This window comes from Streptomyces flavofungini, from assembly GCF_014650815.1.
In the GTDB taxonomy this organism is placed as follows: domain Bacteria; phylum Actinomycetota; class Actinomycetes; order Streptomycetales; family Streptomycetaceae; genus Streptomyces; species Streptomyces flavofungini.
In genome coordinates this window covers 46394-60476 of record NZ_BMVR01000011.1, presented here as the reverse complement: position 1 = coordinate 60476, position 14083 = coordinate 46394, and the positions used below count along the sequence as shown (strand labels likewise).

The window sequence follows — 14083 nt, the reverse complement described above, 5'->3', positions numbered from 1 at the left end:
CGGCGCCCGGCTCACGCCTCCTTGCGGATCTCCACCACGCGGAAGCGGTTGGCCACGAACGCGCTGTCGCACAGCGCGGCGTTCGCCGCCGGGTTGCCGCCGGAGCCGTGGAAGTCCGAGAACGCCGCGGTCTGGTTCACATAGACGCCGCCCGTGAGGTTCAGCGACAACTGGGCGCTCTCCTCCAGGCAGGTCTCCTCGACGGCCGAGGACACCTCCGCGGACGTGGTGTACGCCCCGACCGTCATCGCGCCCTTCTCGTGCACCGTGCGCCGCAGCAACTCCACGGCGTCCGCCGCCGAGTCGACCGCGACGGCGAAGGAGACCGGCCCGAAGCACTCGCTGAGATACGCCGCCTCGGCGTCCGGCTTGGCGCCGTCCAGCTTGACGATCACCGGCGTGCGCACCACGGCGTCCGGGAACTCCGGGTTGCTGACCTGCCGTGAGGCGAGGGCGACTTCGCCGATCCCGGGAGCCGCGTCCAGGCGCGCCTTCACGTCCGGGTTGACCAGGGCGCCGAGGATGCCGTTCGCCCGGGCCTCGTCGCCGAGGAGACCGTCCACCGCGCTCGCGAGGTCCGAGACCACCTCGTCGTACGACTTCGCGCCCGCGTCCGTCGTGATGCCCTCGCGGGGGATCAGCAGGTTCTGCGGGGTCGTGCACATCTGGCCGCTGTACAGCGACAGGGAGAAGGCCAGGTTGGACAGCATGCCCTTGTAGTTGTCGGTCGACTCCAGGACGACCGTGTTGACGCCTGCCTTCTCCGTGTAGACCTGCGCCTGGCGGGCGTTGGCCTCCAGCCAGTCGCCGAAGGAGGTCGAGCCCGTGTAATCGATGATCTTGATCTCGGGGCGGGTGGCGAGGGTCTTGGCGATGCCCTCGCCGGGCCGCTCGGCGGCCAGCGCGACCAGGTTCGGGTCGAAGCCCGCCTCGCCGAGGACCTCACGGGCGACGCGCACGGTCAGGGCGAGCGGCAGCACCGCGCGGGGGTGCGGCTTGACCAGGACCGGATTGCCGGTGGCCAGGGAGGCGAACAGGCCGGGGTAGCCGTTCCACGTCGGGAAGGTGTTGCAGCCGATCAGGAGCGCGACGCCGCGCGCGACCGGCGTGAAGCGCTTGGTCAGGGCGAGCGGGTCGCGCTTGCCCTGGGGCTTGGTCCACTCCGCGTTGTCGGGCGTGCGGGACTGCTCCACGTAGGCATACGCCACCGCTTCCAGGCCGCGGTCCTGGGCGTGCGGGCCGCCCGCCTGGAACGCCATCATGAAGGCCTGGCCGCTGGTGTGCATGACCGCGTGCGCGAACTCGTGCGTGCGGGCGCTGATGCGCGACAGGATCTCCAGACAGACCATGGCACGCGTCTCCGCGCCCGCGTCGCGCCAGGCGCGCATCCCGGCGCGCATGGCGGGCAGCAGGGTGTCCACGTCCGGATGCGGATACGTGATGCCCAACTCGGGGCCGAAGGGCGAGGTCTCCGCGCCCGTCCAGTCGTCGGTGCCCGGCTGGTCGAGGTCGAAGCGGCTGTTCAGAAGGGCCTCGAAGGCCGCCTTGCCCTCGGGCAGGCTCAGGCTTCCGTTCTCCCCGTAGGCCTTGGGGTGTTCGGGGTGCGGCGACCAGTACGCGCGTGTGCGGATCGTCTCCAGCGCCTGGTCGAGGGTGGGCCGGTGCTTGGCGATCAGCTGGTGCGCGGTGAGTTCGGCGGCCATGAGGGACCAACTCCTCGTCGAGTCAGCTCTCCTTCGAGCTGGCGAGCTGGGCAGGGGCAGTGGGCAGGAACAGCTGGACAGAGCTAGAGTAACCGAACGATCGGTCGGTACAAGAGGGTCTGCCGAACCTGTGGAAAACCTCCCCCCGGCCGCCCCGAAGCCCTGGCCGACACCCCTGTTTCCCGGCCAGTACCCCCGTGCGGGAGGATCGCGAGCATGACAGCACTCGATCTCAGTGGCCCGGTCGCCGTGGTCGGCACCGGCACCATGGGCCAGGGCATCGCCCAGGTCGCGCTGGTGGCGGGCCATCCCGTGCGGCTGTACGACGCCGCGCCCGGCTTCGCGAAGACGGCGGCCGCCGCGATCACCGCCCGCCTGGACCGCCTCGTGGAGAAGGGCCGCATCGAAGCCACCGCCCGCGACGCCGCGACCGGGCGCCTGAGCGCCGTCGAGGACCTCGCCGACCTCGCGGGCTGCGACCTCGTCGTCGAGGCCGTCCTGGAGCAACTGGACGTCAAGCAGCGGCTGTTCCAGGACCTGGAGGAGGTCGTCGCCGAGAGCTGTCTGCTGGCCACGAACACCTCGTCCCTGTCCGTCACCGCCGTCGCGGGCGCCCTGAAGCACCCCGAACGGTTCGTCGGGCTGCACTTCTTCAACCCCGCGCCGCTGCTGCCCCTGGTCGAGGTCGTCAGCGGCCACGCCACGGACGAAGCGGCGGCCACGCGCGCGTACGAGACGGCGAAGGCCTGGGGCAAGACGCCGGTGCGCTGCGCCGACACCCCCGGGTTCATCGTCAACCGCATCGCCAGGCCCTTCTACGCCGAGGCGCTGCGCCTCCACGAGGAGCGGGCCGCCGACCCCGCGACGACCGACGCGGTGCTGCGCGAGTGCGGCGGCTTCAAGATGGGCCCCTTCGAACTCACCGACCTCATCGGCCAGGACGTCAACGAAGCCGTCACCCGCTCGGTGTGGGAGTCGTTCTTCCAGGACCCCAAGTTCACCCCGTCCCTCGCCCAGCGCCGCCTCGTCGAGTCCCGCCGTCTGGGACGCAAGTCCGGGCAGGGCTGGTACGCGTACGGGGACGGCGCCGAGAAGGCCGAGCCGCACACGGCGGCGCCCGCGAGCCCGCCCGAGTCCGTCGCCCTGCACGGCGAGCTGTTCCAGGCTGCCGCGCTGGTCCCGCTCATCGAGGCCGCCGGAGTCCGCGTCGAGGCCGGGCACTCCGGGCACCCGGACTTCCCCGGCTCGATCGAACTGCCCGACGGCACCCGCCTCCGCCTCGCCGACGGCACCTCCGCCGACGCCGCCGCGGAGCCCACCATCCAGTTCGACCTGGCGCTCGACTACGCCAAGGCCACGCGGATCGCCCTCTGCCCGGCCGCCCGCGTGAGCGAACAGGCCCTCGCCGAGGCGGTGGGCCTGTTCCAGGCCCTCGGCAAGGAGGTCAGCGTCGTACGCGCCCCCGGGCTGATCGTGGCCCGTACGGTCGCCCTCCTCGTGGACTTCGCACACGACGCCGTGGCGCGCGGCGTGGCCGACGCCGAGGACATCGACACCGCCATGCGCCTCGGCGTGAACTACCCGCGCGGACCGCTCTCCTGGGGAGCCGCACTCGGCGCGTACTGGGTGGCGGAATTCCTCGACAACCTGCACGCCGAGTACCCCACGGGGCGCTATGCCCCCTCACAGGCGCTGCGCCAGGCGGCCGCGCGGGAGGAGCACTCATGACCGTGGCCCGGCGCGACACGTACACCCCGGAGACCCTCCTGGAGGTCGCCGTGCGGGTCTTCAACGAGCGCGGCTACGACGGCACGTCCATGGAGCACCTCTCCAAGGCGGCCGGGATCTCCAAGTCGTCGATCTACCACCACGTGGCGGGCAAGGAGGAACTGCTGCGCCGTGCGGTGAGCCGGGCGCTCGACGGGCTCTTCGGGATCCTCGCCGAGGAGCACGCGCGCGAGGGCAGCGCGGTGCGACGCCTGGAGCACGTCACGCGCCGCACCGTCGAGGTGCTGGTCGCCGAGCTGCCCTATGTGACGCTGCTGCTGCGCGTGCGCGGCAACACGGACACCGAGCGGTGGGCCCTGGAGCGGCGCAGGGAGTTCGACCACGAGGTCGCCGGGCTGCTCAAGGAGGCCGTCGCGGACGGCGACCTGCGCTCGGACGTCGAGCTGCGGCTCGCCACCCGGCTGCTCTTCGGAATGATCAACTCCATCGTGGAGTGGTACCGGCCGGACGCCCACAACGCCGCGAGCGGCGAGGAAGTCGCCGATGCCGTGGTGCAGATGGCGTTCGCCGGGCTGCGCACCGAGGGCTGACCGGTAGCCGACCGACGGCTGAGGGCGCCCGGGGCTCGCCCGCGCGGGCACCGGGGCGTCAGCCCTCCGCCTCCAGGTCGTCCTCTTCGAAGACCAGCAGCGTGCGCGTGCTGAGCACCTCCGGCATGGCCTGGAGCCGGGTCAGCACCAGCTCGCGCAGTGCGCGGTTGTCCGGCGTGTGCACCAGGAGCAGTACGTCGAAGTCCCCGCTGACCAGCGCGATGTGCGACGCACCCGGCAGGGTCCGCAGCTGCTCGCGCACCGTCCGCCAGGTGTTCTGGACGATCTTCAGGGTGATGTACGCCGAGGCGCCCTGGCCGGCCCGCTCGTGATTGATGCGGGCGCCGAAGCCACGGATCACGCCGTCCTCGATGAGGCGGTTGATGCGCGCGTAGGCGTTGGCCCGCGAGACGTGCACCCGCTCGGCCACGGAACGTATCGACGCGCGACCGTCCGTGTGCAGGATCTGCAGGATGTCGCGGTCGATGGCGTCCAGCGGGCGGGGCTGGGGTTCCGGACGCCCCGCCTCGTTCCTGTCGGCCATTCGTTCAGGTGCCATGTCTCCCCGCCTCCCTACCATGGACGTACTGCGTCCATCCCAGGCTGTGGAGAACCGTTTGTCCACAGCCTGGAGGTGCCTGTAGCCAAAATGTGCCGACGACCGAACAATCGGTAGGTGAGGCGCATCACATCGTCGCGCCTCTGTTGCCGCTCCCACGAGGAGATCGCTTCCCACCAGGAGGTGCCGTCATGACGGTCATGGAGCAGCGGGGTGCCTACCGGCCCGCCCCGCCCCCCGCATGGCAGCTCAGGACCGACCCCGCGCCGCTCCTTCCGGACGCGGAGCCGTACCGGGTGCTCGGCACCGACGCCGCGCGCAAGGCGGACCAGGAGCTGCTCCTGTGCCTCCACGGCGAGCTGGTGCGCGGCCGGCGGTACAACACGCAGGCGACGGCCCTGACCAAGCAGGGCAGGCTCGCCGTGTATCCGTCGAGCACCGGCCAGGAGGCGTGCGAGATCGCCGCCGCCCTCGCCCTGCGCGAGCAGGATTGGCTGTTTCCCAGCTATCGGGACACCCTCGCGGCGGTCGCCCGCGGCCTCGACCCCGTCGCGGCGCTCACGCTGCTGCGCGGCGACTGGCACACCGGCTACGACCCGCGGGAGCACCGCATAGCCCCCCTGTGCACCCCGCTCGCCACCCAGCTCCCGCACGCCGTCGGCCTCGCCCACGCCGCGCGCCTGAAGGGCGACGACGTGGTCGCGCTCGCCATGGTCGGCGACGGCGGCACCAGCGAGGGCGACTTCCACGAGGCGCTGAACTTCGCCGCGGTCTGGCAGGCCCCCGTGGTCTTCCTCGTGCAGAACAACGGCTTCGCGATCTCCGTGCCGCTCGCCAAGCAGACGGCCGCGCCCTCCCTGGCCCACAAGGCCGTCGGGTACGGCATGCCCGGCCGCCTGGTCGACGGCAACGACGCGGTCGCGGTGCACGAGGTCCTCTCCGAAGCCGTGCACCGCGCCCGCGAGGGCGGCGGCCCCACGCTCATCGAGGCCGTCACGTACCGCATGGAGGCGCACACCAACGCCGACGACGCCACGCGCTACCGCCACGACGCGGAGGTCGAGGCCTGGCAGGACCACGACCCGATCCTCCTCGTGGAGCGCGAACTCACCGAGCGCGGCCTGCTCGACGAGGACCGCAGGCGCACCGTCCGCGACGACGCGGAGGCGATGGCCGCGGACCTCAGGTCCCGGATGAACCAGGAGCCGGCCCTCGACCCCATGGACCTGTTCACGCACGTGTACGCCGAGCAGACCACCCAGCTGCGGGAGCAGGCAGCTCAGTTGCGGGCCGAGCTGGCGGCCGAGAACGAGGCGGACGGAGCGGGAGCATGACCACTGTCGCCGTGAAACCGGCCACCATGGGGCAGGCCCTCGGGCGCGCGCTGCGCGACGCGATGGCCGACGACCCGTCCGTGCACGTCCTCGGCGAGGACGTGGGCACGCTCGGCGGGGTCTTCCGGGTCACCGACGGACTCGCGAAGGAGTTCGGCGACGACCGCTGCACGGACACCCCGCTCGCGGAGGCGGGCATCCTCGGAACGGCGGTCGGCATGGCGATGTACGGGCTGCGGCCCGTCGTCGAGATGCAGTTCGACGCGTTCGCGTACCCCGCCTTCGAGCAGCTGATCTCGCACGTGGCGCGGATGCGCAACCGCACTCGGGGCGGCATGCCGCTCCCGATCACCATCCGGGTGCCGTACGGCGGCGGGATCGGCGGCGTCGAGCACCACAGCGACTCCTCCGAGGCGTACTACATGGCGACGCCCGGGCTGCACGTCGTCACGCCTGCCACCGTCGCCGACGCGTACGGCCTGCTGCGCGCGTCCATCGCCTCCGACGACCCGGTCGTCTTCCTGGAGCCGAAGCGGCTGTACTGGTCCAAGGCGGACTGGAACCCGGACGCGCCCGCAGGCGTTGACCCCATCGGGAAGGCCGTGGTGCGGCGCGCGGGCCGCAGTGCCACGCTTCTCACGTACGGCCCGTCCGTGCCCGTCTGCCTGGAGGCAGCCGAGGCGGCGCGGGCCGAGGGCTGGGACCTCGAAGTCGTCGACCTGCGTTCGCTGGTGCCTTTCGACGACGAGACGGTGACCGCGTCCGTGCGGCGCACGGGGCGCGCGGTCGTCGTGCACGAGTCGGGCGGCTTCGGCGGCCCCGGCGGGGAGATCGCCGCGCGCGTCACGGAGCGGTGCTTCCACCACCTGGAGGCGCCGGTGCTGCGGGTCGCCGGGTTCGACATCCCCTATCCGCCGCCGATGCTGGAACGGCACCATCTGCCGGGTGTCGACCGGATCCTGGACGCGGTGGCACGGCTGCAGTGGGAGGCGGAGAGCTGATGGCGCAGGTCCTCGAATTCAAGCTGCCCGACCTCGGCGAAGGCCTCACGGAGGCGGAGATCACCCGCTGGCTGGTGCGGGTCGGCGACGTCGTCGAGGTGGACCAGCCGGTCGTGGAGGTGGAGACCGCCAAGGCGATGGTCGAGGTCCCCTGTCCCTACGGGGGCGTGGTGACAGCCCGCTTCGGCGAGGAGGGCACGGAACTGCCCGTGGGCGCGCCGCTGCTGACGGTCGCCGTCGGGGCGTCGGTCGCCGACCTGGACGCCGGCGCGGCCGACCCCGGTACGCGGGCGGATGCGGCCGCGCCGTCCGCCGAGGGCACGTCCGCGACGGGCGGGGACGAGGCATCCGGGAACGTGCTCGTCGGGTACGGCACGGCGGCGGCGCCCGCGCGGAGGCGGAGGGTGCGGCCTGCTGATGCGGTGGCTGGTGCTGGTGCTGGTGCTGGTGCTGGTGCGGGTTCTGGGGGCGCGGGCGCGGGCCTCGGCGCCGCCTCCCGCGCGGAGGGCTCAGCGGTGACTCCGGTGGTGGCCGAGGCCGGGGTCGGCTCCGGGGCGGGCGCGGCGCCCGCTCACGGGGACGAACCAGTCCCCGTGATCTCCCCGCTCGTCCGCAAGCTCGCCCGCGAGAACGGCGTGGACCTGCGGGAGTTGATGGGCTCCGGACCGGACGGGCTGATCCTGCGGGCCGACGTGGAGGACGCCATGCGGGTCTCGGCGGCGGCGGTCGCGCCGATCGCGGGCCCGGCGTCGGCGTCCGCAGCGGCACGGGCCGCGGTGCCGGGCATCAGGGCCACCTTCGGGAGCCCTGGGACGGGTGTCGCCGGGGACGCGTCCGCGCGGGCGCACGCGGTGGGCGGCGGTCGTGGGACGGACGCCGGAGCGCGCACGATCCCGGCCTCCGGGGGCGGTATGCGGATTCCCCTGCGTGGCGTTCGCGGTGCCGTCGCCGACAAGTTGGCGCGCAGCCGTCGTGAGATACCGGACGCGACGTGCTGGGTCGACGCCGACGCGACGGAACTGATGGCCGCGCGCCGGGCGATGAACGAGGCGGGCGGCCCGAAGGTCTCCCTGCTCGCGCTCCTCGCCCGCATCTCCACCGCCGCCCTGGCCCGCTACCCGGAGCTCAACTCCACGGTCGACATGGAAGCCCGTGAGGTCGTGCAGCTCGACGAGGTGCACCTCGGCTTCGCCGCGCAGACTGACCGCGGGCTGGTCGTGCCCGTCGTAAAGGGCGCGCATGCCCGCGACACGGAGTCCCTGAGCGCCGAGCTGGCCCGCTTGTCGGACGCGGCCCGGATCGGGAAGCTGACGCCGGGGGAACTCACGGGGTCCACGTTCACGTTGAACAACTACGGGGTGTTCGGGGTCGACGGATCCACGCCGATCATCAACCACCCCGAGGCGGCGATGCTCGGCGTCGGCCGGATCGTGCCCAAACCATGGGTGCACCAGGGCGAGCTGGCGGTCCGCCAGGTCGTCCAGCTCTCGCTCACCTTCGACCACCGGGTGTGCGACGGCGGTACGGCGGGCGGATTCCTGCGGTTCGTCGCGGACTGCGTGGAGCAGCCGGCGGTGCTGCTGCGCTCGGTGTGACGCAGGCGTCGGCGCGCGCCGGAAGCACGGTGAGGGCCGGGGCGCGGTGGCAGGGGTGGCATTGACCGGGGGTACGCCCATACTCGGGGGATGACCTCGCGCACAGCTCCGGACATCGCCGCGTTCGACGCCGTCGTGCTCGCCGGTGGGCGCGCCGTGCGGCTCGGCGGCGCGGACAAGCCGGGTGTGCGGGTGGGGGGCCGGGCCCTGCTCGACCGGGTGCTCGCGGCGTGCGCCGGGGCCGGGACCACTGTGGTCGTCGCGGCGCCCCGGCCCACCGGACGGCCCGTGGTCTGGGCTCGCGAGGAGCCCGCGGACGGTGGCCCACTCGCCGCACTCGACGCCGGGCTCCGCCGCACCCACGCCGACCTGGTCGTCGTGCTCTCCGCTGACCTGCCGTTCCTGCGGGAGGAGACGGTACGCCGACTCGTCGCCGCCCTGACCGCGACCGCCAGCGCGGACGGCGTGCTGCTCACCGACCCGGAGGGCCGGGACCAGCCGCTTGTCGCGGTGTACCGGAGCGCGGCGTTGCGCAGGGAACTGGTGGGGCTTGGGGGAGCTGGAGGACCGGGTGGACCTCAGGAAGGGGAGCCCACGGCTCCGGCGACCTCCGCGGCCCCGGCGACCTCCGCGACCCCGGCGACCTCCGCGACCCCGGCGACGTCCGCGACCCCTGCGACCTCCGCGACCCCCAGCGCACCCTCGCCCGATGGCGCCGCGAGCCCGCGCGGCCTCACCGGGCTGCCCTTGCGGCGCCTCACCGCGCGGCTCGACCTCGTCCGGATCACCGACTCCCTCGCCGCGTTCGACTGCGACACCTGGGACGACATCGCAGCGGCCCGCGCGCGGATCAGGGAGCATGGGCACGTGTTGGATGAATGGATTTCCGCAGTCAAGGACGAACTGGGCATCGAGCTCGACGTCGACACCGGCATCCTGCTCGACCTCGCCCGCGACGCGGCGCACGGTGTGGCCCGGCCCGCGGCGCCCCTGACCACGTTCCTCGTCGGGTACGCGGCAGCGCGGGCCCAGGCCGGCGGGGGCGGCCCGGAGGCCGTGGCGGAGGCCGCGCGCAAGGCCGCGGCACTCGCCGTCCGGTGGGCGGACGAGGCCCAGCCGGACGAGCCCGGCGGCGCGTCCGGGGCCGGGGCGGGTACGCCTAGGCCGTCCGGCACGCAGGGCGCTTCCGGTGAGTCGGCGGCGCCCGGTGCGCAGGCCGCTTCCGGCACGTCGACCCCGTCCGGCACACAGGCCGCTTCCGGCACGCCGACGCCGCCCGGCACGCAAGCCGTCTCCGGCACATCGGCGGCGCCCGGCAAACAGGTCCCCTCCGGGACGCAGCCACCCGAAGCCGCCCCGGGCGCCCCCTCCGGGACGGAGCCGGGCCCCCGATGAGCGGGCAGCACGCGGCCGACGCCGAGTTCGACGAGGCCCTCGCCCTGGTGAACGGGGACCGGGCCAGGGCCGCCGGGCCGGGCGCCGCGCAGCCGGACCACCCGGACCACCCGGACCACCCGGGCCACCCGGGCCACCCGGAAGCAGCCGACGTACCCGACGCAGACTCCCGTACGCCGGGACCCCAGCACCCCGGCCCCGGAGCCCACGCCAACACCCCCGGCGACCCCTTCCCGGCCCCTGGCGTCCACGCCAACACCCCCGGCGACCCCTTCCCGGCCCCCGGCGTCCACGCCAACACCCCCGGCGACCCCTTCCCGGCCCCCGGCGTCCACGCCAACACCCCCGGCGTCCACGCCAACAGCCCTGGTGACCGCCGCACCACCCCCGCCGGTCAGCCCACCGCCCCACACGGCCAGGCCCACACCCCCGGCGACCGCCCCAGCACCGGCTCCCCGCAAGCCCCGACGTCCCCGCCCCGCCCCCGCGCCACTCCCTGGCCCGAAGCCCGTGCCATCGCCCGCCGCGCCGGGGCCGCGTCAGCCACCGCAGCCGCGACGGCACCCCCGCCCACAGGGGCGTCGATCCCCGCCCCCACAGACACCACCCCCACCCCGGGCACCCCCACCCCCGCCACATCCCCCCTCGCCCTCCCCCTCCCCCAAACCCTCGGCCGCACCCTCACCACCGCCCTCACCGCCCTCACCGACCTCCCCTCCTTCGACACTTCCGCGATGGACGGGTGGGCCGTGGCGGGGCCGGGGCCCTGGGCCGTGCTGGCCGAGGGAGTGCTCGCGGGGCACGGGAGTCCCGAGCCGTTGGGGGACGGGGAAGCCGTGCGGATCGCCACCGGCGCTCGGATCCCGCGGGACACGACTGCCGTGATCCGGAGCGAGCACGGGCACGTCGACGGAAAGGGGCGGCTGCACGCGCAGCGGGAGGTCGTGCCGGGGCAGGACATCCGGCCGCGCGGCCAGGAGTGCCGGGCGGGCGAGCGGCTGCTGCCGCCGGGCACGCTCGTCACCCCGGCGGTGCTCGGCCTCGCCGCCGCCGCGGGGTACGACGTGCTGTGCGTCGCCGCCCGCCCCCGGGTCGAAGTCCTCGTCCTCGGGGACGAGTTGCTGACCGAGGGGCTGCCCCAGGACGGGCTGATCCGGGACGCGCTCGGGCCGATGCTGCCGCCGTGGCTGCGGGCGCTCGGCGCGGAGGTGACCGCGGTGCGGCGGCTCGGTGACGACGCCGAGGCCCTGTACGAGGCCCTCGCCACCGCCACGGCCGATGTCGTCGTGACGACCGGAGGCACCGCGTCCGGGCCCGTCGACCACGTCCACCCCACGCTGCGCCGCCTCGGCGCCGAACTGCTCGTCGACGGGGTCGCCGTCCGCCCCGGCCACCCCATGCTGCTCGCCCGCCTCCCCGGGGGCACCGCGGACACCCGCACCGGCGCCCCCGCAGGCACCCGCGCCCACCCCACCGGCGCCCCCGCAAGCACCCGCGCCCCCGCCCGCCCCCGCCACCTCGTAGGCCTCCCCGGCAACCCCCTGGCCGCCGTCTCCGGCCTGCTCACCCTCGCCGAACCCCTGCTGCGCGGGCTCGCGAACCGCCCCGCCCCGGAGCCGTACGCCGCGCCCCTGCGCGAGGACGTGCACGGCCACCCGCACGACACCCGGCTCGTCCCGGTCACGCTGCGCGGGGAGTACGCCGTGCCGCTGCACTACAACGGCCCCGCGATGCTGCGCGGCATCGCCGTCGCCGACGGGCTCGCGGTGGTTCCGCCGGGCGGCGCGCGGCGAGGTCAGGAGCTGGAGATCCTTGATCTGCCCTGGACCGAACCCGGCGGCCTGCCCGGTGAGTTGGGCATGACGGGCCCCGACGGCGAGGTGTGTTTCACGTGAAACTTCCCGGCCATGACGCGATCGCGCGCCAAGCCGACGAACATCTGGTGACGCATCGGGTCAAACTGCCCCGGCGCGTGGTCGAACGGCCGCTGCGCCAGGTCGGCAAGCGGCTGCTGATGGCGCTGTTCGTGCTCGCGCTGACGATCCTGATCGTGTACGTCGACCGCGAGGGCTACCACGACAACGCGAACAACGAGGTCGACCTCCTCGACGCCTCGTACTACGCCACCGTGACGCTCTCCACCACCGGATACGGCGACATCGTGCCGCACAGCGACAGCGCGCGGTTCACCAATATCCTGCTGATCACGCCGCTGCGCGTGCTCTTCCTGATCATCCTGGTCGGCACCACCCTGGAAGTGCTGACCGAACGCACCCGCGAGGAATGGCGGCTGTCCCGCTGGAGGTCCAACTTGCGTGACCACACCGTCGTCGTCGGCTTCGGCACCAAGGGCCGGTCGGCGGTGCAGACGTTGCAGGCGACCGGGTTGAAGCCCGAGCAGATCGTGATCGTCGACCCGAGCTCGAAGGCCGTCGACGCGGCCACGACGGAGGGGTTCGCCGGAGTCGTCGGTGACGCGACCCGCAGCGACGTGCTGCTCCGCGCCGAGTTGCAGCGCGCCCGCCAGGTCATCATCGCCACCCAGCGCGACGACACGGCGGTCCTCGTCACGCTCACCGCGCGGCAGCTCAACCGCGGGGCGAAGATCGTGACAGCGGTGCGCGAGGAGGAGAACGCGCCGCTGCTGCGCCAGTCCGGCGCCGACGCGGTCATCACCAGCGCCAGCGCGGCGGGCCGACTGCTCGGCCTCTCGGTGCTCAGCCCGAGCGCGGGACTGGTCATGGAGGACCTGATCCAGCAGGGCAGCGGGCTCGACCTCGTCGAACGGCCGGTGATAAAGGCCGAGGTGGGGCGGGGTGTGCGGGAGACGGACGACCTGATCGTCAGTGTCGTACGCGGCCATCGGGTCCTCGGGTACGACGATCCGGCGATCGGCGAGCTGCAGTTGACGGACCGTCTGATCACCATCGTGCGGGCGTCGCCGAGCCCGACGGTCACATCACCGGCGGCGTCGGCGGAGTCCTGGCGTTCGCCTCGGCAAGGCTGAGCCTCACCAGCCGGGGCGGAGCCGGCGGCGGCCTCGGCGCCGGACCCGGCTCGGCCAGAGCGAGTGGCGACCCCGGCGGCGGACCCGGCTCGGCCAGAGCCACCGGCGGCCTCGGCGCCGGACCCGCCCCGGCCGAGCCGTGGCCCTCGCCCGTCCCGGAGTAGCCTCGCCGCATGTATGCGATCACGATCCCCGAACCCGGCGGACCCGAGGCGCTTCAGTGGGCCGAGGTCCCCGATCCCGTACCCGGCGAGGGCGAAGTCCTCATCGACGTGGCCGCCAGTGCCGTGAACCGCGCCGACCTGCTGCAACGGCAGGGGTTCTACGATCCGCCGCCCGGCTCGTCGCCGTACCCCGGCCTGGAGTGCTCGGGCCGCGTCGCCGCGCTCGGTCCCGGCGTCGCGGGCTGGTCGGTCGGCGACGAGGTGTGCGCGCTGCTCGCGGGCGGCGGGTACGCGGAACGGGTCGCCGTGCCCGCCGGGCAGGTCCTGCCCGTGCCGGACGGCGTCGACCTCGTCACCGCGGCCGCGCTGCCGGAGGTCACGTCCACGGTCTGGTCGAACGTGTTCATGGTCGCCCACCTGCGCCCCGGCGAGACGCTGCTGGCGCACGGCGGCGCGAGCGGCATCGGCACCATGGCGATCCAGCTCGCGAAGGCCGTCGGCGCCAAGGTGGCGGTGACGGCGGGCGGCAAGGAGAAGCTGGCGTACTGCGGCGAGCTCGGTGCCGACGTGCTCATCGACTACCGCGAGCAGGACTTCGTCGAGGAGATCCGGGCCGCCACGGACGGCGCCGGGGCGGACGTGATCCTGGACATCATGGGCGCCAAGTACCTGGACCGGAACGTGCGCGCCCTCGCCGTCAACGGCCGCCTCGCCATCATCGGCATGCAGGGCGGAGTGAAGGCCGAGCTGAACATCGCCGCGCTGCTCGGCAAGCGCGGCGCCATCACCGCGACCTCCCTGCGCGGCCGCCCCGTCGCCGAGAAGACAGCGATCGTCGCGGCCGTGCGCGAGCACGTCTGGCCCCTGATCGGCGCGGGCCAGGTCCGCCCGGTCGTCGACCGCACCCTGCCGATGCGGGACGCGGCGGCGGCGCACCGGGTCCTGGAAGAGAGCGGCCACATCGGCAAGGTCCTGCTGACGAGGGAGTAGCCGGGGACGGCCGGGGC

General features: G+C 73.8%; 11 protein-coding genes. 9 read left to right on the top strand and 2 right to left on the bottom strand.

Annotated elements, in window-relative coordinates; translation table 11 throughout:
- Nucleotides 1-11: 11 nt before the first annotated feature.
- Nucleotides 12-1703: a phenylacetic acid degradation protein PaaN gene (gene paaN, locus IE274_RS26820; RefSeq protein WP_190118471.1), complete on the bottom strand. Its 1692-nt coding sequence runs from the start codon at nucleotides 1701-1703 to the stop codon at nucleotides 12-14.
- A gap of 216 nt (nucleotides 1704-1919) precedes the next feature.
- Between paaN and IE274_RS26815 the strand changes: the two genes are divergently transcribed.
- Nucleotides 1920-3431, top strand: coding sequence for a 3-hydroxyacyl-CoA dehydrogenase (locus IE274_RS26815; RefSeq protein WP_190118470.1), 1512 nt, complete (start codon nucleotides 1920-1922; stop codon nucleotides 3429-3431).
- A complete protein-coding gene (locus tag IE274_RS26810; protein ID WP_190118469.1) occupies nucleotides 3428-4021 on the top strand; it encodes a TetR/AcrR family transcriptional regulator in 594 nt (197 codons plus the stop codon). Before IE274_RS26815 ends, IE274_RS26810 begins: the two co-directional genes overlap by 4 nt.
- A 58-nt stretch (nucleotides 4022-4079) precedes the next feature.
- On the opposite strand, the gene IE274_RS26805 is transcribed toward IE274_RS26810, so the two are convergent.
- Nucleotides 4080-4580 carry an Lrp/AsnC family transcriptional regulator gene (locus IE274_RS26805; protein ID WP_190118468.1) on the bottom strand — a complete coding sequence of 167 codons (501 nt, stop codon included), beginning with the start codon at nucleotides 4578-4580 and terminating at the stop codon, nucleotides 4080-4082.
- Nucleotides 4581-4771: 191 nt separating this feature from the next.
- Here IE274_RS26805 and pdhA point away from each other — a divergent pair, with 191 nt between their 5' ends.
- From pdhA to IE274_RS26770, 7 genes are all read left to right on the top strand, one after another.
- Nucleotides 4772-5914 carry a pyruvate dehydrogenase (acetyl-transferring) E1 component subunit alpha gene (gene pdhA / locus IE274_RS26800; protein ID WP_190118467.1) on the top strand — a complete coding sequence of 381 codons (1143 nt, stop codon included), beginning with the start codon at nucleotides 4772-4774 and terminating at the stop codon, nucleotides 5912-5914.
- Nucleotides 5911-6915, top strand: a complete 1005-nt coding sequence (locus tag IE274_RS26795; RefSeq protein ID WP_190118466.1) for an alpha-ketoacid dehydrogenase subunit beta — start codon at nucleotides 5911-5913, stop codon at nucleotides 6913-6915. Before pdhA ends, IE274_RS26795 begins: the two co-directional genes overlap by 4 nt.
- Nucleotides 6915-8510 carry a dihydrolipoamide acetyltransferase family protein gene (locus IE274_RS26790; RefSeq protein WP_190118465.1) on the top strand — a complete coding sequence of 532 codons (1596 nt, stop codon included), beginning with the start codon at nucleotides 6915-6917 and terminating at the stop codon, nucleotides 8508-8510. The genes IE274_RS26795 and IE274_RS26790 overlap by 1 nt, the downstream gene beginning before the upstream one ends.
- 90 nt (nucleotides 8511-8600) lie before the next feature.
- Nucleotides 8601-9905 carry an NTP transferase domain-containing protein gene (locus IE274_RS26785; RefSeq protein ID WP_229909834.1) on the top strand — a complete coding sequence of 435 codons (1305 nt, stop codon included), beginning with the start codon at nucleotides 8601-8603 and terminating at the stop codon, nucleotides 9903-9905.
- Nucleotides 9902-11800, top strand: coding sequence for a molybdopterin molybdotransferase MoeA (locus IE274_RS26780; protein WP_229909833.1), 1899 nt, complete (start codon nucleotides 9902-9904; stop codon nucleotides 11798-11800). Before IE274_RS26785 ends, IE274_RS26780 begins: the two co-directional genes overlap by 4 nt.
- On the top strand, nucleotides 11788-12912 hold the full coding sequence (locus IE274_RS26775) for a potassium channel family protein (protein ID WP_190118464.1): 1125 nt from the start codon (nucleotides 11788-11790) through the stop codon (nucleotides 12910-12912). The genes IE274_RS26780 and IE274_RS26775 overlap by 13 nt, the downstream gene beginning before the upstream one ends.
- Nucleotides 12913-13085: 173 nt before the next feature.
- Nucleotides 13086-14066 carry an NAD(P)H-quinone oxidoreductase gene (locus IE274_RS26770; protein ID WP_190118463.1) on the top strand — a complete coding sequence of 327 codons (981 nt, stop codon included), beginning with the start codon at nucleotides 13086-13088 and terminating at the stop codon, nucleotides 14064-14066.
- The last annotated feature ends 17 nt before the right edge of the window (nucleotides 14067-14083 follow it).